At 47.7% G+C, this 19,396-nt stretch carries 15 protein-coding genes and 1 pseudogene; 6 read left to right on the top strand and 10 right to left on the bottom strand.

Annotated elements, in window-relative coordinates; genetic code table 11:
• Positions 1 to 256 precede the first annotated feature (256 nt).
• Both CS022_RS08315 and CS022_RS08310 read left to right on the top strand, forming a co-directional pair.
• On the top strand, positions 257 to 847 hold the full coding sequence (locus tag CS022_RS08315) for a response regulator transcription factor (RefSeq protein ID WP_328590334.1): 591 nt from the start codon (positions 257 to 259) through the stop codon (positions 845 to 847).
• A gap of 69 nt (positions 848 to 916) precedes the next feature.
• Positions 917 to 1,246, top strand: a complete 330-nt coding sequence (locus CS022_RS08310; RefSeq protein ID WP_129121899.1) for a TusE/DsrC/DsvC family sulfur relay protein — start codon at positions 917 to 919, stop codon at positions 1,244 to 1,246.
• Between the two features lie 87 nt (positions 1,247 to 1,333).
• Here the strand turns inward: CS022_RS08310 and yccX are convergent, their stop codons facing one another.
• Positions 1,334 to 1,606, bottom strand: a complete 273-nt coding sequence (gene yccX, locus CS022_RS08305; RefSeq protein ID WP_129121898.1) for an acylphosphatase — start codon at positions 1,604 to 1,606, stop codon at positions 1,334 to 1,336.
• Between the two features lie 93 nt (positions 1,607 to 1,699).
• On the opposite strand from yccX, the gene CS022_RS08300 reads away from it, so the two are divergent.
• Together CS022_RS08300 and CS022_RS08295 are read left to right on the top strand one after the other, a co-directional pair.
• A complete protein-coding gene (locus CS022_RS08300) occupies positions 1,700 to 3,094 on the top strand; it encodes a methyl-accepting chemotaxis protein (protein WP_129121897.1) in 1,395 nt (464 codons plus the stop codon).
• 141 nt (positions 3,095 to 3,235) lie between these two features.
• Positions 3,236 to 4,423 carry a class I SAM-dependent methyltransferase gene (locus CS022_RS08295; protein WP_129121896.1) on the top strand — a complete coding sequence of 396 codons (1,188 nt, stop codon included), beginning with the start codon at positions 3,236 to 3,238 and terminating at the stop codon, positions 4,421 to 4,423.
• 88 nt (positions 4,424 to 4,511) lie between these two features.
• Here CS022_RS08295 and CS022_RS08290 read toward each other — a convergent pair whose 3' ends face one another.
• The 4 genes from CS022_RS08290 to CS022_RS08275 all read right to left on the bottom strand — a co-directional run bounded on the left by CS022_RS08290 (position 4,512) and on the right by CS022_RS08275 (position 8,901).
• Positions 4,512 to 5,963: a bifunctional 2-methylcitrate dehydratase/aconitate hydratase gene (locus CS022_RS08290; protein ID WP_129121895.1), complete on the bottom strand. Its 1,452-nt coding sequence runs from the start codon at positions 5,961 to 5,963 to the stop codon at positions 4,512 to 4,514.
• Positions 5,964 to 6,038: 75 nt separating this feature from the next.
• A complete protein-coding gene (gene prpC, locus CS022_RS08285; protein WP_129121894.1) occupies positions 6,039 to 7,190 on the bottom strand; it encodes a bifunctional 2-methylcitrate synthase/citrate synthase in 1,152 nt (383 codons plus the stop codon).
• A gap of 125 nt (positions 7,191 to 7,315) precedes the next feature.
• Positions 7,316 to 8,197, bottom strand: coding sequence for a methylisocitrate lyase (gene prpB / locus CS022_RS08280; RefSeq protein WP_129121893.1), 882 nt, complete (start codon positions 8,195 to 8,197; stop codon positions 7,316 to 7,318).
• Positions 8,197 to 8,901, bottom strand: coding sequence for a GntR family transcriptional regulator (locus CS022_RS08275; RefSeq protein WP_129121892.1), 705 nt, complete (start codon positions 8,899 to 8,901; stop codon positions 8,197 to 8,199). The genes prpB and CS022_RS08275 overlap by 1 nt, the downstream gene beginning before the upstream one ends.
• A gap of 342 nt (positions 8,902 to 9,243) precedes the next feature.
• Between CS022_RS08275 and CS022_RS08270 the strand changes: the two are divergent.
• Positions 9,244 to 12,415, top strand: a pseudogene (locus tag CS022_RS08270) (chitinase C-terminal domain-containing protein).
• Positions 12,416 to 12,579: 164 nt separating this feature from the next.
• Positions 12,580 to 14,412: an ABC transporter ATP-binding protein gene (locus tag CS022_RS08265; protein ID WP_129121891.1), complete on the top strand. Its 1,833-nt coding sequence runs from the start codon at positions 12,580 to 12,582 to the stop codon at positions 14,410 to 14,412.
• 70 nt (positions 14,413 to 14,482) lie between these two features.
• Here CS022_RS08265 and CS022_RS08260 read toward each other — a convergent pair whose 3' ends face one another.
• The 5 genes from CS022_RS08260 to CS022_RS08245 all read right to left on the bottom strand — a co-directional run bounded on the left by CS022_RS08260 (position 14,483) and on the right by CS022_RS08245 (position 19,258).
• The gene (locus tag CS022_RS08260) at positions 14,483 to 15,457 is read right to left on the bottom strand and encodes an ABC transporter permease (RefSeq protein WP_129121890.1); all 975 of its coding nucleotides are present in this window, start codon (positions 15,455 to 15,457) and stop codon (positions 14,483 to 14,485) included.
• Positions 15,444 to 15,917, bottom strand: coding sequence for an ABC transporter permease (locus CS022_RS27245; RefSeq protein ID WP_268967883.1), 474 nt, complete (start codon positions 15,915 to 15,917; stop codon positions 15,444 to 15,446). The genes CS022_RS08260 and CS022_RS27245 overlap by 14 nt, the downstream gene beginning before the upstream one ends.
• Entirely contained in the window at positions 15,800 to 16,576 is a 777-nt protein-coding gene (locus tag CS022_RS27240) for an ABC transporter permease (protein ID WP_268967882.1), read from the bottom strand. Before CS022_RS27240 ends, CS022_RS27245 begins: the two co-directional genes overlap by 118 nt.
• On the bottom strand, positions 16,573 to 18,135 hold the full coding sequence (locus CS022_RS08250) for an ABC transporter ATP-binding protein (RefSeq protein ID WP_129121889.1): 1,563 nt from the start codon (positions 18,133 to 18,135) through the stop codon (positions 16,573 to 16,575). The genes CS022_RS27240 and CS022_RS08250 overlap by 4 nt, the downstream gene beginning before the upstream one ends.
• A gap of 127 nt (positions 18,136 to 18,262) precedes the next feature.
• The gene (locus tag CS022_RS08245) at positions 18,263 to 19,258 is read right to left on the bottom strand and encodes a BMP family lipoprotein (protein WP_129121888.1); all 996 of its coding nucleotides are present in this window, start codon (positions 19,256 to 19,258) and stop codon (positions 18,263 to 18,265) included.
• Between the last annotated feature and the right edge of the window lie 138 nt (positions 19,259 to 19,396).

Genomic DNA, 19,396 nt, shown 5'->3' with positions numbered 1-19,396 from the left:
GCATCGGCCTCTCTGAGGATCGCAACGATCTGAGTTTCGGTGAACCGTGACTTTTTCATGGTGTTCTCCTGCAGTTAAAGGGCAGAAAACTCCAGTTTAGACTGTCTCAGAATAGGGGAAGTGGACAACTGAAATACTGGTTACCGTCCACATTCCCGAGAACATACATAAAAAGGGAAAAACCCATGCAGAAAATTCAAGTTATGTTGGTAGATGATCACCAAATGGTATTAGACGGCTTTTCAGCAAGGTTGATATGGAAGACAGTATTGAAATAGTTGCCAAAGCCAACAATGGACTAGATGCTTATCGTATCGCTACAGAGAAATCTCCTGACGTCGTTCTTATGGATATCAGTATGCCAATGCTTAACGGTGTAGAAGCGGCAGCGATGCTCCATCGAAACTGCCCTGGCATCCGTATTCTTATGCTGAGCATGCATGACAATAAAGAGTACATAAAAAAAGCCATGGACGTGGGCGCTTCTGGTTATATTTTAAAAGAGGTATCGTTAGATGAGATGGTTGAAGCTATTCATTCAGTGAACCGAGGCGCCAGCTATTTCTGTCATACCTCAAGTAATACACTGTTTTCTAATCCCAATAGCTTGTGTTTTGAAACACCTCACTCTGACATTAGCCGGAGAGAGAGGGCTGTACTATATCTTGTGGCGGAGGGGATGAGCAGCAAACGTATTGCTGATGAACTTGAAATCAGCGCCAGAACAATCGATGCACATCGTAGGAATATCAAACAGAAGCTAGGGCTAAAAACGACGGCAGAGATGATAACCTATGCCTTAAATAACAACATAACTTATAGCCGTGAGAACATAGAAGGCATATGAAAGAGTCAATCGCTTGATGCCGTATGATGAAATCTTTATCCTTGCCACATTCATCTTCCGAGGTAAGTAATGTTAGAGTTTAACGGCACCCAGATTGAAACAGATGCGCAAGGCTACCTAAAGAATTTCTCTGATTGGCACAAAGATTTAGTGCCTCAGTTGGCAGACCAAGAAAACATCGTATTGACTGATGCTCACTGGGAAGTCATTGTTTTTGTGCAAGACTTTTATAAAGAATTTAATACTTCGCCAGCCATTCGCCTGCTGGTTAAATCAATGGAAAAAAAATACGGACCTGAAAAGGGGAACAGCCGCTACCTTTACAAACTCTTTCCAAAAGGCCCAGCCAAACAAGCAACCAAACTTGCAGGCCTGCCCAAGCCTGTGAAGTGTTTATAAAGTAGAAAACGTAATTCTTATCTAAAAAGGTGTCTCTAATGACACCTTTTCCCCACGTGAGTCTCCAGCTACCAAAGCTGGTGTTGATTAGAGAATAGAGAAACCGTCGATAGCGCGCCAATCAACACCTTCATTGATAACTGAATCAACCCTCGCCGATGATGGTCCGATCTCAAGCCAACGAAGTAGTCTCATCACACTGGCCTCTTCGCCACAAGCCAACACCTCGACTTTGCCATTCGAGAGGTTTTTCGCGTAGCCAGTTAATGAAAGTCGAGTTCCCTCATGTGCGGTATGAAATCGAAAACCAACACCTTGTACATGTCCAGAAATAGAAGCAACTACACAAATTTGGGACATTAATCACTCTCACGTATTCAGTCCATGAAACAGTATAGTAAGATTCTCGATCATTGATGCACATCGTGCGGTAAACGAAGGAACCAACTAACAATGAAAGCTATTCCTTTCCGATGGATCGACAAGTACCTTATTCACCTAAGCATGACAATGAAGATCAACTTGGTCTTGATTGCATCGCTGCTTGTGTCTTTCCTTGCTCTCAGCTTCGCAAGCAACAGTCACCAACAACAGGTCGCTGATCTGCAGTCTTCCTACAACCAGTCCGTTGCAAATATTCTATCTCACTATAACACCAGTCAGTCAGAAGCCGCTTCCTTGCTGTCAGGATCACAAATCGCAGTGGGCAGAGGCGATATCAGTGTTCCCGGCCAGACTTATTCACTTTCTTCAATCAACACAGAACACTTGCTCTCTGGATTCGGTGTTGTCGATTGGGTATTGCTTGCTGTAGCTGTCGGCTTTGCATTTGTCGTTACGCATTATGTAAGCTCCTTCATTTCTGGTGCGATGTACACCATGAATCACTCACTTCAACGCATGCTTGATGGAGACCTGACCAGCCGAATGAATTTCATGCCTGTTAAGGATGAATTCAGCACCATTGCGGCCACTGTCGACAACGTGGCTGACCGCAAACATGCGCTGGTGAAAGCCATTCAGGAATCTTCTCAGTTAATGGTTAAGTTATCTGCTTACCTTAGTGAGCAAAGCAAAGAGAGCACTAATCTCAGTGAGGCACAGTGCACCTACCTTGATTCGCTTGCTTGTACAACCGAAGAGATGGTGCTGTCTATACGTGATGTTTCTATGCATGCACAAAGCGCCTCTGAAGAAGTCGTCAGTGCAAACGATGCGTCAATGCAAAGCACACAACAAGTGGGCGAAACATTAAATACGATTCAATCGTTGAAAGGTGAAATTGACCGGGCATCTGTGGCTGTTCAGAATGTGGAAGGCAATACCTCTGAAATCAGCAACATAGTTTCTACAATCAGCGCAATTTCAGAGCAAACGAACTTACTGGCGCTTAATGCGGCCATTGAGGCTGCTCGTGCGGGCGAGCAAGGGCGTGGCTTTGCCGTAGTTGCGGATGAAGTAAGAAGCCTAGCGGCAAGAGCGCAAGAAGCGACAGTAGAAATTCAGTCTATGATTGAGTCGCTACAAGTGAATACCGGGCAGCTTAAACAAGTCATGGAAGCAACAGTGACCAACGCTGAATCCAGCGAGTCTCTGATGCAGAAAATGGAGGAAGACATTCTTCTTATCACCGAGCGCAACAACAGCATTACAACACGCAGCGCTGAAATTGCCCGTTCAGCAGGAAATCAAGACTCAGTAGCGATTTCCATTTCACAAGATGTTGCTCAGATCCGCCAGCAAGCCTCAGATGTCAGCGAAATTATCAAATTAACATCTGTGGAAGTTGCTAATCTTGAAGACCAATCAGATAAACTCTCGAGATTGGTTGAAGGCTTAAGAACCTAATTGTTTAATCTATCTTCCTTAATAATCGGCCGCTTAACGCGGTCGATTGCATTCAGAAACCACTTCCACGACAATACCCCACCATTTTACTGTTGGGCTGAACAGCAGCCTGACACTGGCTCAAAATTGTAGGAAATGAATATGCACCCATCTGTTTATCTGGTGAAAGGCCGGGATAAATCGGTACGCCGTCGTCACCCTTGGATTTTCTCACGCGGAATTCAACGCATTGAAGGCAAACCAACACTGGGCGAGACGGTCAATGTCTTTGATCATCAGGGACAATGGCTAGCGAAAGGTGCGTTTTCTCCTAACTCTCAAATTCGTGTGCGAGTATGGACATTTGATGATGAGCAAATTGATGCCTCTTTTTTCCAAAAACGTCTTCAGCAAGCACAGCAACTTCGGAATGTCCTAGCAGCAAGAGATGGTCTGACGGGATACCGCCTTATTGCCGCTGAATCTGATGGCCTGCCCGGTATCACCATTGATCGCTACGATAACTTTCTGGTTTGCCAACTCCTCAGCGCCGGCGCCGAATCACAAAAAGATGTCTTGGTTGAAGCGTTAAAGGCTGAATATCCAGAGTGTAGCATTTATGAGCGCTCCGACGTGTCTGTGCGCAAAAAAGAAGGGCTAAAGCAACGCACAGGGGTGCTTTATGGCGAGGAGCCACCAAAGTCACTAACGATCGAAGAAAACGGTGTGAAAATTAACGTCGATATCACTGGCGGTCATAAAACGGGTTTCTATCTTGACCAACGTGACAGTCGAGAGGCTGCGGTAAAGTACGTTAATGGAAAGCGTGTATTAAACTGCTTCTGTTACACTGGCGGTTTCGGGCTTTACGCGTTGAAAGGTAATGCATCAGAGGTGATTAACGTTGATGTTTCACAACCTGCGCTAGATCTCGCTCGTCAAAATGCAGAACAAAATGGATTCGACCTTGAACAGGCGCAGTTTATTAATGCCGATGTGTTCAAGCTTCTTCGTGAATTCAGAGATAAAGGTGAAAGCTTTGATGTGGTGATTATGGACCCTCCGAAGTTTGCTGAGTCAAAATCTCAGTTGACAGGGGCATGCCGTGGCTACAAAGACATTAACATGCTGGCAATGCAAATCCTGAAGCCGGGTGGTACGTTATTAACCTACTCATGCTCTGGTCTGATGGACAATAACTTGTTTCAGAAAATCATTGCAGATGCTGCGCTGGATGCAAAACGCAATGTTCAATTTATTGAGCGTTTTGAGCAAGCTGCGGATCACCCGATTGACTCTGCATACCCTGAAGGTTTCTACCTTAAAGGTTTTGCCTGCCACGTGGCTTAACCCATTTTTCGGTAGCATTAAAATGACAAAAGGGGCGAGATTCGCCCCTTTCTCTTATGTGGTACCACCAGCCAATCGGCATCGGACACTAGTTGATCGTCAGCATCGACATAAAGTCATTCACTGGCGTCGCTTCAAGCGCTTTCTGATCACAACACAGGCTGTAGATCTTGTCCGCTTGTTGCGGCGGGAAACGAGTTAGCAGACTGTTTTTAAACTTACGCTCAAGAACAGGAATACCCTCTTCACGACGACGACGGTGCCCAATTGGGTATTCGACTTCAACTTTCTCAGTGGATGTTCCATCGACAAAGAACACCTGTATTGCATTGGCAATAGAGCGTTTTTCCGCGTCCAGATACTCTTCGCTATAGCGTTTATCCTCGTGAATCACCATTTTCTCTCGAAGCTGGTCAATTCTCGGCTCATTGGCGTGGAAATCATCTTCGTAATGTTCTGCAACGAGGTTACCAAACAGGAGAGGTACAGCAATCATGTATTGCAGACAGTGATCCCGGTCTGCAGGGTTAGCCAAGTCGCCGACCTTGGAAATAATCCGAATTGCAGACTCATGCGTCGTGACTTCGATACGCTCAATATCATCAAGGCGGTCTTTAATTTGATCATGCAGTGTTGCCGCACACTCTACCGCTGTCTGAGCATGAAACTCCGCTGGGTAAGAGATTTTGAACAACACATTTTCCATGACATATGAGCCAAAAGGTTGGTTCACCTCAAACACATTGCCATCAAAAAGCACGTCATAGAACCCCCACTTTGGTGCACTCAGTACAGAAGGAAGGCCCATTTCACCTTTCATGGTGATCATCGCAAGACGCACTGCTCTCGCTGTTGCGTCGCCAGCCGCCCAAGATTTTCGTGAGCCAGCATTAGGGGCATGTCGGTAGGTTCGTAATGAACAGCCATCAACCCATGCTTGAGAAAGCGCATCGATAATTTGATCGCGATTACCACCTAACATTTTGGTGACAACAGCGGTAGACGCCACTCGAACCAGCAGAACATGGTCAAGACCTTCTCGGTTATAGCTGTTTTCCAAAGCGAGCACACCTTGAATCTCATGGGCTTTGATCATCGCGGTCAGTACTTCGCCCATCGTCAACGGATCATGCCCTTCAGCAACAGCAACACGGCTTAGATAATCCGCCGTCGCCAAAATACCGCCAAGATTATCTGATGGGTGGCCCCATTCAGCGGCGAGCCAAGTATCGTTGAAATCGAGCCAACGGATGATACAGCCAATATTAAAGGCTGCAGTAACAGGATCGAGCTCATGAGATGTACCCGGTACCCTTGCACCGTGTCTGACGGTGGTACCCGGAACGATAGGGCCAAGATGTTTAGTACATTCAGGGAAACGGAGGGCGAGTAATCCGCAACCAATCGTGTCCATAAGGCAATTTCTGGCGGTGTTGTAGGCTTCTTGAGAATTAATGGTGTCCCTGTCCACATAATCTGCGATAGTTTGCAGCAGTTCATCTGGCTCAGGTCTTTGGTTTAAATCCACATTACTGGACATAACCGGTACTCCCTTGGTTAAAATTATAAGTATCTATCCTTGACTGTGTCAGCAGTTACCACTCTGATAGCGCTGTTATGCTCTTTTATCTATCGGCAACCAGTCTTGGTGTTCAGGGCCTGTATAGTCTGCACTTGGCCTGATTATCCTGTTGTTATCACGTTGCTCAAAGACATGAGCGGCCCATCCTGTTAGCCGGCTCATGACAAAAATCGGGGTGAATAGTTTTGTTGGTATCCCCATGAAATGATAGGCCGAGGCATGATAAAAGTCGGCATTTGGGAACAGTCTTTTTTCTCGCCACATCACTTCATCGACTCGTTCAGACACATCAAAAAGCCATGAATCATCGGCATTTTCAGCCAGTTTCTTCGACCATTTTTTGATCACCGCATTGCGAGGATCTGACTCTCGATAAATAGCATGCCCAAAGCCCATAATTTTCTCTTTGGCTTTCAGCATTTTGAGGATCTCCGTTTCTGCTTCTTGCGGCGTTTTCCACTGCGACAGCATATCCATCGCGGCCTCATTTGCGCCTCCGTGAAGAGGGCCTCGAAGAGACCCAATAGCACCAGTGATGCAAGAATGAAGGTCAGATAAGGTAGAAGCACATACTCGGGCAGTAAATGTCGATGCGTTAAATTCATGCTCTGCGTAGAGAACCAACGAGCAGTGCATGACCTGAACGTGAAGCTCAGACGGCTGCTTTCCCGTCAGCATTTCAAGGAAATATCCACCGATTGATCGCTGTTCACAGCTTTCAGTGTCGATTCTTACCTGATCATGACTAAAGCGATACCAATAGCAAATGATGGCAGGAAACGCAGCGAGCATTCTGTCTGTTTTGTCTTGCTGTTGCTCAAAACTCAACTCTGTCTCTAAATTGCCGAGCACTGAGCAACCCGTTCGCATGACATCCATTGGGTGAGCATCTGCCGGGATCTGCTCCAACACCGTTTTTAGCGGGTCCGGTAGTCCTCTGAATTGATTAAGGCGATCAATATAATCCGCCAACTCAGTGTTTGTTGGTAGTTTCCCTTTAAGCAAGAGGTAGGCAACTTCTTCAAATGTTGCAAATTCAGCCAAATCGGAAATGTCGTAACCACGGTACGTTAAGCCTGTTCCTGTTTTCCCAACTGTGCAAAGTGCAGTCACGCCCGCACTCTGCCCTCTTAAGCCCTGTCCACCAAGCTCTTTCTGTATATCGTTGTTTAACTGCGCCGTCATCGTCGGCCCCTCCTCTTTCAGATGCATATTCCCTTCAATACAGGCTGTTAAATCAGCTTTTCGTTGTTACTTTCAGCCAGCGTTTTTGGTACATAACTCAAGTCAATAGTTAGCTCTGAGAGGCTCTAACGGCCTCTTTTTTCTTGTTCAAACAGTGCATCCAGCTTTTGTTCAAATTCGTGATAACCGAGGAAGGCATATAGTTCTTCTCTGGTTTGCATCGAATCAACAACAGCCTTTTGGTGACCATCCGAGAGAATATGTTGATATACATTGAGCGCCGCCTGATTCATCGCCCGGAATGCCGACAAAGGATAAAGCGCCATTGCCACACCCACCTCAGCGAGCTCTGATGTCGAATACAATGGGGTCTGACCAAACTCGGTAATATTGGCAAGAATTGGCACATCCAACGCGTTACTCAATGTTTTATATTCGTCTAACGTCCGCACTGCCTCTGGAAACACCATGTCAGCACCGGCCTCAATGCACGCCTGAGCACGATCAATTGCAGCTGACATGCCGTCTACTGCCAGCGCATCGGTTCTCGCCATAATGACGAACTCCTCATCGACTCGGGCATCAACTGCTGCTTTCACCCGATCAACCATTTCAGCCTGTGTGACGATGGCTTTATTTGGTCTATGGCCACAGCGCTTCTGTCCAACTTGGTCCTCAATGTGCACCGCAGCAACACCGGCACGCTCCATTTCGCGAACTGTTCTGGCAATGTTAAATGCGCCACCAAAACCGGTATCGATGTCGACAAGCAGTGGCAAAGAAGAAGCGGCGGTTATTCTTCGCGCATCTTCAACAACATCATGTAACCCTGTCATACCGAGATCTGGCATCCCATGGGAAGCATTTGCCACACCAGCCCCCGAGAGATACAAGGCTTGATGCCCCGTTTGTTCTGCCATCATTGCACAATAGGCATTCACCGCCCCGACAATACTTAATGGGTTATTCGCACTTACCGCTCGACGAAAACGTTGCCCTGCACTCATTAATGACACTCCTTATTTTTGACCAAAAACTCCTGCGCAAGGTGTTGGCTGCGCCGGATATGCCTTCTCATTAACATTTCAGCTAAATCTTCATCACGCTCGCACAGCGCATCAAAAATCTGAAAGTGCTCCTTCAGTGCGGATTTAGGTGAAGAACGGAGACGAGAAAACTGCGTGCGATACATGCGTATGAGGTGGTATAGCTCATCACAAAGCAGAGAAACGAGTTTCTGGTTTCTACTCGCTTTGATCACACAATAATGAAAATCGAAATCACCAGACTGTAGAAAGTATGATGCACCTTTGGCATCGACGATATGTTGCTGGTGAGTGGTTAATAATTTTTTAAGCGAATGAAGTTCTTCACTGGTGATGTGTTGGCAAGCCTGCCTGACCGCCATCACCTCTAATGCTTCACGAACAGAATAAATCTCTTTGAGCTGGGTCTCACTTAAGGTGATAACTCTGGCACCAATATGCGGACTTCTTTCGATTAAACCGAGTGTTTCAATCCGCATCATCGCTTCACGCAGTGGGCCACGACTCACCTTGTATCTGCGTGACAGCTCTGGCTCTGAGATTTTACTGCCAGACAGTAACTCGCCCGAGATAATGGCTTCTATCAGCATCTCAGTGAGGTTGTCTGATTTTGTGGGCTCACGGGCAACAGGTTCCGCTTCTTTACCTGCTATCTTGTCATCCATTAACACGCTTTCCAGCAATTGTTGACACTTATATTATCCTCTGGCGCTTTATCAGATAATTTTTGCCATATTTTTACGTGATTGTAGACAATTTTATTGATTTCCTATTTTTTCGAGTTAACACTCAAATAATGGAGATGTTAACCATTAGGACAGAGTATTTTTGTGAATAAAAACAATCGTTTCCTACTGATTACACCTAGTTTTTAGTGTCACCTCAAACTACCCGACCTTGCACCAAGCCAGTAACATTTTTCTTCATTACTTTATTAGCAGCGCAACATAAGTTTTACATTTGAAACATCAAAGACCACAAAATTTCTTGTTTACAAGGGGAACACAATGGATCGTTTTTTGAGTGGTAAGGGAAGCCCAACACGCTTTACACTCTCCGCTGTCGCGATTGCCTGTGCAATGAGCTTTCAAGCTCAGGCAGCCACTGACTGTAGCGGCATCGAAGAGTGGAACGCGCAAAAGATTTACAACACTGGCGACCAGGCGCAGCAAAGTAATGTTTTGTTTGAAGCCAGTTGGTGGACGCAAAACAATAGTCCAGCCGAAAACTCTGGCGACTGGAAAGTCTGGAAAGTCGTTGATGATTGCCAAACAGACGACATGCCGAACGAGGCACCAACGGTATCGATTAGCAACCCAGCATCTGGCGCTAAGTTCAAAGTCGGTGACAGTGTTTCTGTTGTCGCAACGGCAAAAGACGCGGATGGCACAGTCGCTGACGTTGAGTTCTTTGTTGACGGCCAGTCTGTCAGCGTAGACAGCGATGCAAGTAATGGTTTCTCTTCATCATGGACAGCGACCGAGGGCAGCCACGTCATCAAGGTTGTTGCGACAGATGACGACGGCGCAAAAGCTGAATCTTCTGTTTCAGTGAGTGTTGAAGGTGATGTTGTCGACCCTAACGATCCACCCACTGTTTCACTGACTGTCTCTACTACTTCAGTCAATGAGGGTGAGGTTGTCACGCTGACAGCAGATGCTGCTGATTCAGATGGCACAGTAGATAAAGTCGATTTCTACGTTGCTGGCCGACTGGTTGGAACTGCAGCAACAGCGCCATATTCACTGGATTGGACATCTGTAGGCTCTGGTCAAGTGTCTGTATATGCAAAAGCCACAGACAATGACGGCGATACTGCTGATTCTGCGCTTGTAAGCCTGGATGTTGTTGGTACACCAACGACGGCGACTTGTCGTCCAGAAGGTCTTTACAAGACAGAGGGTGTTGACGTTCCATACTGTTCAATTTATGACGAAGACGGCCGAGAGAAGATGGGTGCCGACCACCCACGTCGCATCATTGGTTACTTCACCAGCTGGCGCGCAGGTAACGATGACCAAGCTGCTTATCTGGTTAAAGACATTCCTTGGGAACAGCTCACTCACATTAACTATGCATTCGTCAGCATCGGCTCAGACGGCAAAGTCAACATTGGCGATGTGAATGATCCAAGCAATGCTGCTGTAGGTAAAACATGGCCTGGCGTTGATATTGACCCGGCACTTGGCTTTAAAGGTCACCTTGGCGCTCTGGCAACTTACAAGAAACGTCATGACGTTAAAACACTTATCTCTATTGGCGGATGGGCTGAAACAGGCGGTCACTTCGGTACTGACGGCAAGCGTGTCAACGACGGTGGTTTCTACACCATGACAACGAATGCTGATGGTAGCATCAACCATGCAGGTATTGAGAAGTTCGCAACCTCGGCAGTTGAGTTCATTCGCCAGTATCAATTCGACGGTGTTGACATCGACTATGAATACCCAACCAGCATGTCTGGCGCAGGCAACCCTATGGATAAGGAATTCGCTGAATCCCGCCGTCCATATCTGATGCGTTCGTACAATGAGCTGATGCGTGTTCTGCGTGAGAAACTCGACAAAGCAAGTGCTGCTGACGGCACGCACTACATGTTGACGATTGCTGCACCTTCATCCGGCTACCTGTTGCGCGGCATGGAAACCATGGAAGCCAACAAGTACCTCGATTACGTCAACATCATGTCTTATGACCTTCACGGCGCTTGGAATGACCACGTTGGTCATAACGCAGCACTGTATGACACGGGTAAAGACTCCGAACTGGAAGCATGGAAAGTCTATGACGAAGCGGCTTACGGCGGTATCGGTTACTTGAATACTGACTGGGCATACCACTATTTCCGCGGTTCAATGCCTGCAGGTCGAATCAACATCGGTGTTCCTTACTACACCCGTGGCTGGCAAGAAGTGAAAGGCGGCGAAAACGCCTTTGGGGTAGCGCGCACTTCCTGACCAAGCATCTTGCCCAGACGGCACAGGTGAAGGCGATAAGAACAACTGTGGTTTCGGTGCAGTCGGTATCGACAACATGTGGCACGACAAGGATGAGCAAGGCAACGAAATGGGTGCAGGTTCAAACCCAATGTGGCATGCGAAAAACCTTGAGAATGGCATCTACGGCACTTACGCAAGCGCGTACAACCTGGATCCTGCCAACAACCCTGCTCACGAGCTGAAAGGGACGTACGAACGTAACTACGATTCAGTCGCGATCGCACCATGGCTCTGGAATGCAGAGAAGAGTGTCTTCATTTCCACGGAAGACAAAGCATCAATCAATGTGAAATCTGACTACGTCGTTGATCAGGGCATAGGCGGTATCATGTTCTGGGAACTGGCTGGCGACTATAACTGCTACCTGTTCGACAGCAACGGTGTTCGAACTAACGAAATTGATGACTCTGAAGCAGCATGTAAGAGCGGTAACGGTGAATACCACATGGGTAACACCATGACCAAGGCGATGTATGACAAGTTTAAGTCTGCAGCACCTTACGGCAGCAAACTGGCTGAGATCCCAATGCCGGATACAGCACTCGATATCTCGGTTGACCTTGACGGTTTCAAAGTGGGCGACAACAACTACCCGCTTAACCCTAAAGTAACCTTCACGAACAATACGGGAGTGGCGATACCGGGTGGAACGGAGTTCCAGTTTGATATGCCAACGTCTGCACCTGACAATGCGAACGACCAGTCAGGTAGCGGCTTGAAAGTCATAGCTTCTGCGCATACTGCCCCAGACAATATTGGTGGTCTGCAAGGCAATCTGCATCGTCTTGCCTTCTCCCTACCAACATGGAAATCACTGGCTGCGGGTGAAAGCTATGTACTGGATATGGTGTACTACCTGCCAATCTCTGGTCCAGCGAACTACACAGTCACCGTAAATGGTCAAGACTACGCATTTGCCTCTGAGTACCCAGAGTTACCAATTGGTGACATCACGGACGGCGGCAATGGCGGCGGTGACAACGGTGGTGGTGATAACGGCGACTGTGACACCACAGGTATTAATGTCTATCCGAACTGGCCTCAGACTGACTGGGAAGGAAACCCAAGCCATGCAGCGACAGGCGACAAGATGGTCCACGAAGGCAAAATTTACCAAGCTAATTGGTGGACAAGTTCTGTACCGGGAAGTGACGGTAGCTGGAGCAAGACTTGCGGTTAATTTAAATTAACCTGAGATAAAGCCGACCTAAGGTCGGCTTTTGTCGTTTAGTGAGGAAAATAAAACTGCTATCGAATGTGCCAATTCATCGTTTTGCAACGTAAAATACACAATTGAACCTTCCGGAGGCCGCAACGTGTCACCTCCTTTTTTCGGACAGCAAAATGATCTATAAGCTATTCGAGCGTATGACGCTCGCCTTTCCGCCCGACAAACCAGAACAGCCACCTTCTGGGTTATTGGCTTTTTGCCTTCACTATACTCGGGGCTTTGAAGTACCTCTTATCGCGATGTCAGTACTGACAGCCTTGATTGCGATAGTTGAAGTCTCACTGTTCGGTTTTATGGGACAACTGGTAGATTGGCTGGTAAACAGCAACCCAGATACTTTCCTTCAGGAAGAAGGGATGACACTTATAGGTATCAGCGTACTCATCTTGATTGTGATGCCTGCTCTAATCGCACTCCACTCTTTGCTGCTACACCAGACGTTACTGGGTAATTACCCTATGTCGATTCGCTGGTTGGCTCACCGGTATCTTCTGCGACAAAGCGTAAGTTTTTACCAAAACGATTTTGCTGGGCGCATCGCCACCAAGGTGATGCAAACATCGTTGTCAGTGCGTGAAACCGTAATGAAATTGCTCGATGTGGCGGTTTATATCTCGGTCTATTTTCTATCCATGTTAGTGATCATCGGCCAATCTGATTGGCGTCTGATGATCCCTATGCTGCTGTGGCTGTTGACCTACATTGCAATTCAGGTTTATTTCGTTCCTAAACTGAAATCGGTATCGAGTGAGCAGGCCGAGGCGCGTTCAATGATGACAGGGCGTATTGTTGACAGCTACACTAACATCGCCACAGTGAAACTCTTTTCTCATACCGAGAGAGAGACCGCTTATGCCGAAGAGGGCATGAACTCTTTTCTCGATACAGTGCATCGCCAAATGCGACTAGCAACAGGCTTCAATCTGAGCGTAGACACCATCAACTACGTGTTGGTTTTCGCCATTGGAGCAGTCTCTATCTCACTGTGGCTAGGCAGCGCAATCAGCATTGGCGCAATTGCGATTGCGGTCAGCCTCGCGCTTCGCATCAACGGAATGTCGAAATGGATCATGTGGGAAATTGGTGGGCTGTTTGAAAACCTCGGCACCGTGGTTGACGGCATGAATACCTTGTCTAAGCCCGTTGATATCGAAGATAAAAAAGGCGCTCAGCCAATCAGTGTTGAGAAAGGAGAGATAACCTTCAGTGATGTCTGTTTCCACTACGGCGAACAAAAAAGTGTCATTGAGAAACTCAACCTGAACATCAAACCCGGTGAGAAAATCGGCTTAGTCGGACGGTCCGGCGCGGGTAAGTCAACACTTGTAAACCTCCTGATGCGTTTTCACGATGTTGAAGGCGGCGAGATTCGAATAGATGGCCAAAATGTGTCTGAGGTTACTCAGGATTCATTACGCGCCAACATCGGTATGGTGACGCAAGATACGTCCCTGCTCCACCGTTCGATACGTGAAAACATTCTTTACGGTAATCCGGATGCATCTGAAGAAGCCATGCGTCGCGCCAGTGAAAAAGCGCACGCAGCTGATTTCATTAAAACGCTCTCTGATCCTTACGGAAACGTCGCCTATGACGCTATGGTAGGTGAGCGCGGTGTGAAGTTATCTGGCGGTCAGCGCCAGCGGGTAGCTATCTCTCGTGTGTTGTTGAAAGATGCACCAATACTCATTTTGGATGAGGCAACATCGGCGCTTGATTCCGAAGTTGAAGCCGCGATTCAAGAAAGTCTCTATGAATTAATGGAAGGAAAAACGGTTATAGCCATTGCGCACCGTCTATCGACGATTGCCGCGATGGACAGACTGATTGTCCTCGACAAAGGCGAAATTGCTGAACAAGGGACACATCAGGAGTTGATTGATAAGGAAGGTATCTATGCCCAACTTTGGCGTCGTCAAACCAGTGGATTTATTGGCGATGACTAGCCCGACTAATAATCTGTAAGACAGAAAAGCCGACCCAAGGGTCGGCTTTTTACTGCAAATCTAATAGGCGTTATCGCTCTTTCACATATGGTTTGCCGATTGCTTTCGGTGCTATTGCCTTGCCGATGAAGCCAGCCAAAAGTACGACTGTCAGCACATAAGGCAATGCTGAGAAAACCTGAGTAGGTAATACACCTACCAGAGGTATCTCTACACCCTGCATGCGCGTTTCAAGCGCAGAGAGGAAGCCAAACAGCAAACAGGCCAACAACGCATTGCGAGGCTGCCATTTACCGAAAATCACTGCAGCAAGAGCGATATAGCCCTGTCCCGCCGTCATCTCTTTACCAAATGCCGCATTTTGCGCGGTTGAAAGGTATGCACCAGCCAAGCCACACAACAAACCCGCCATCAATACCGCTCTGTATCGTAGCCAGATAACTGAAATACCTGCGGTATCAATCGCGCCTGGCTCTTCCCCCACAGCCCGCAAACGCAAACCAAAACGGGTACGGAACAACAACCACCATGTGCCGATCACCGCAAAGAACGATAAATAAACCAGTATGTTATGCCCGGAAATTACATCACGATAGATCGGCCCGAGGACAGGTATTGCTTCGCCAATCGCATCTGCACCCGGTAACTCTAACGGCAAGAAACGCTCCTCATTATGAAGGGTCGGTGTCTGACCACCACGCTTAAACCACGCATGGCCGAGCGTTATTGTCATCCCACTGGCAAAGAAGTTCACGGCCAGTCCAGAGATGATCTGGTCGCCTTTCTGCGTGATCGATGCGAAACCATGGATCAGTGCCAGAAGCATGCTACTTCCAATGGCCGCGACTAGTCCTAACCACGGATTACCCGTTACATGAGCAACCGCAGCAGCGGTAAAAGCCGCCATCAACATTTTGCCTTCTAGGCCAATATCAACGACACCTGAACGTTCAGAGAAAATACCCGCCATGGCAGCAAAGACCAGAGGCACAGCAAGGCGAATGGTTGAGTCTGTCGTCGACAATATCAAATTAAGCAGTTCCATTACTCACCTCCTGAGCTGCTTGGTTTTTCTTCACAAACCACTTCTCAACAGGTTCACGAATCAATCTGTCCATTGAGCCCGTGAAGAAAATCACCAGCCCCTGAATGACCATGATCAATTCTGGGTTGAGGCTAGGCATTTCAAACTGTAATTCTGTTCCGCCTTGATACAACGCGCCAAATAGCAGGGCCGCGATGATGATACCGACAGGATGATTTCGCCCCATCAGTGCCACTGCAATACCGATAAAGCCGAAGCCTCCAGTGAAGTTAAGTATCAGACGGTTTTGTGCACCAAAGACTTCGTTTACGGCCATCAGGCCAGCCAGCGCACCGGAGATCGTCATTGCAATAATAATGATTTTCTGCGCATTAATACCGGCATATCGGGCCGCCGTTGCATTTTGGCCAACAACCCGGATTGCGTAGCCAAGGCGGGTTCTGAACAGAAGAAGCCACACCAACCAAGCAACGACCAAGGCAACCAGCACAGAAGGTTCAGTAATGAAAAAGGTAACTCCATCCCCCATTCTGACGCCAACTCATAAAATTTAGGGAAAACGGCCTCTGCATTGAAATAACGCGAATCCGTTGAGTTACCGCCGTATTTTGCAATGTGTTCAACTAAGGCATACCCCATCACTGAGAAGGCGATAAAGTTGAACATTATGGTGGTCACAACAATGTGAGAACCGCGCTTGGCCTGCAAATAGCCAGGTATCGCACCCCATATCGCACCAAAGAGCGCAGATATGATGATCGCTAGTGGTGCCATCAGCCAAACCGAAAGCACATCGTCCAGCAACAGCATCAAGATACCGATACCAAGACCTGCAATATATGCCTGCCCTTCACCACCAATGTTGAAAAGCCCAGCATGGAAAGCGACTGCGACGGCAAGCCCCGTAAAGATAAAGTTAGTCGCGTAATAGAGCGTATTATGCAGGCCACCGTATTCGAGATTCAGTGCGCCATTAATCATCACACCAAACGCATCAATAGGGCTTTCACCTACCAGTAATACCACCAAACTCGATACCACCAGTGCCAGTGCGAGCTGTAACATGGGTACCAGAAATATCTTCACCCACCCCGGCACATGTTGATTAGATTGACTCATGCAGAACCTCCCTGCGTCTGCGCCTGCGAATCTTCAGCCGCATTCGCCATCAAAATTCCCAGCTCCCGCTCGTTTGTATCCTTCGCGACCACTTCACCTGAAATCTCACCGTCAACCATGACAATGATGCGATCTGATAGCGACATAATTTCATCAAGCTCAGTCGATACCAAGAGCACCGCAGCACCGCGATCTCTGGCTGCCACCAGATTACTGTGGATAAATTCAATCGCGCCGATATCGACACCTCGGGTTGGTTGGCCAACAAGAATCAGTTCTGGTTCACGCAACATCTCACGTGCCACGATGAGTTTTTGTTGGTTACCACCAGAGAAATTGGCCGACTTCAGGGAAGGGTCCCGAGGACGAACATCGTAGTGCTCCATCATGTCAGCGGTCGCGGAATCAATTGCCGAGAGGTTCAACAAAAGATCGCCATAGGCTTTGTCATGATGGAATCCAAGAATGGCACTTTCTGATGCAGGCATAGTTTTTACCAACCCCTGCTTCAGGCGGTCTTCAGGAATATGGCCGATGTTCAATTCACGCATTAATGCGGCATCGCGCGCGCGGTCGGCGCCAAATACGTGAGGGCTGTTTTGGCTGGTAACCGTAAAACTGCCCTGCTGCGGTCGAATAACACCGGAAAGCACTTCAAGTAGCTCAGACTGACCATTTCCGGAGACTCCCGCAACACCCAGAATTTCACCTGCTTTGAGAGAAAAATTGAGGTTTTTCAGACGACGAACACCACGTTCATCCGTCCAGCAGAGATCGTCAACCTTAAGTGTTGTTTCACCCGGGTTCGCCTCGCCTTTCTCCACACGCAGCAGCACTTTTCTTCCTACCATCAGCTCAGCAAGGTCGTTGACTGTTGTTTCAGAAGTCTTACGCTCCGCAACCATCTCGCCCTGACGCATAACAGAAACCGTATCTGTGACCGAAATAATTTCACGCAGCTTGTGGGTGATCAGAATGATGGTCACCCCCTGCTCTTTCAGAGTGCGCAGAATATCGAAAAGCTGGTCGATTTCCTGTGGCGTCAGCACGCCAGTTGGCTCATCGAGGATCAGGATTCGAGCACCGCGGTAAAGGGCTTTGAGGATTTCTACGCGCTGCTGAATACCGACAGGCAGTTCTCCGACAATCGCGTCAGGGTCAACCTGTAAGCCATATTTGTTCTCAATGTCTTCGAGTGCTGCGCGGGCGGTCTTGTTCGCATTGCCAAGCAAACTGTGTCCTTCTGCACCAAGCATCACGTTCTCAAGTACAGAAAAGGTTTCTACCAACATGAAATGCTGATGAACCATACCAATCCCGGCTTCGATAGCGGCTTGAGAGTTTTGTATGTGCAATGGTTTCCCATCTATGGCTATCTCGCCAGAGTCGGCCTGATAAAAGCCATAGAGAATAGACATCAGGGTTGATTTTCCGGCACCGTTTTCGCCAACAATGCCATGAATGGTTCCCGGCATTACCGAGAAGTTGATATTTTTATTCGCGTGTACAGCACCAAAGCTTTTGTTAATGCCGCTCAACGCGATAGCGGGGTGTGACATACCGACTCCCTGTTGTTTTCTCTTCACGTACTGCAATCTCGTGTAACCAAAACACAGATTGTTCAGGCAAAAAAAGAGCCAGCCCAATGTTGTATCAGGCTGGCTCTTCATATTGAGTCAGGCCTGATTAGTACGTACAGGCACTGTTCGAGAAGTAATCGTGAACAACAATTTTACCGTTGATGATGTCATCACGGATTTGCTTCACTTTCGCTTCCATATCAGCAGAAACAAGCTTACGGTTATATTCATCCAGAGCCCAGTCAACACCGCCCTCTTTGAGGCCAAGCGCCTGAACACCTGTTGTGAACTTGCCCGCTTTACCGTCGTTAAACGCATTTTGGACAGCGACATCTACACGCTTAACCATAGAGGTAAGCATGACGCCTGGATGCAGGTAGTTTTGGTTAGAATCGACACCGATTGCGTATTTTTTGCCGTCAACCGCTGCCTGATAAACACCTACGCCAGTACCGCCCGCCGCTGCGTAAACAACGTCAACGCCTTTGTCGAACTGCGATTTCGCCAGTTCAGCACCTTTGGTCGGGTTGTTCCATGCCGCTGGCGTGCTGCCTGTCATGTTTTGAACAACGGTTGCGCCGCTGCTTTGATACTTCGCACCTTGCTCATAACCACAAGCGAATTTGCGGATCAGAGGTATGTCCATACCGCCGATGAAACCCACTTTGTCGGATTCACTCTTCATTGCCGCCAATGCGCCAACAAGGAAAGACCCTTCGTGCTCTTTAAATACCACTGAGCGAACATTAGGAAGGTCAACGACTGCATCAATAATGACGAAGTTAGTTTTCGGGAATTGCTTCGCTACTTTTTCAACAATTGGTTGTTGTTGAAAGCCTACCGCAACAATTGGGTTGTAACCACGTTGCGCCATACGCAGCATGGCTTGCTCGCGCTGGGCTTCATTGGTGATTTCGAACTCACCATATTTGATGCCAGTTTCACTTTTGAATGCTTCAGCACCGTTATATGCAGCTTGGTTAAACGATTTGTCAAACTTACCGCCCATATCAAAAATGATCGACGGCTTGTACGCTGCATGCGCCGCTGCTGACATAAGACCCAGACTCACTGCTGCGGCCAAAGTGGTGATTTTTTTCATCCTTGTGACTCCCTGTAAGAAGTTTATCTAATCACACCAAATCGAAAGGCTAGCGCTCGCTAGCCTTAATCGACGCATATTGTGCCTATATTTTTTCCCAAGAGATGAACGTTGTTGAATAGTTTGTATTCTGATCAC

Source organism: Veronia nyctiphanis (assembly GCF_004116385.1).
Classification (GTDB): Bacteria; Pseudomonadota; Gammaproteobacteria; order Enterobacterales; family Vibrionaceae; genus Veronia; species Veronia nyctiphanis.
Note: the sequence above shows the minus strand (reverse complement) of the source record. Positions and strands in the feature narration are given on the sequence as shown.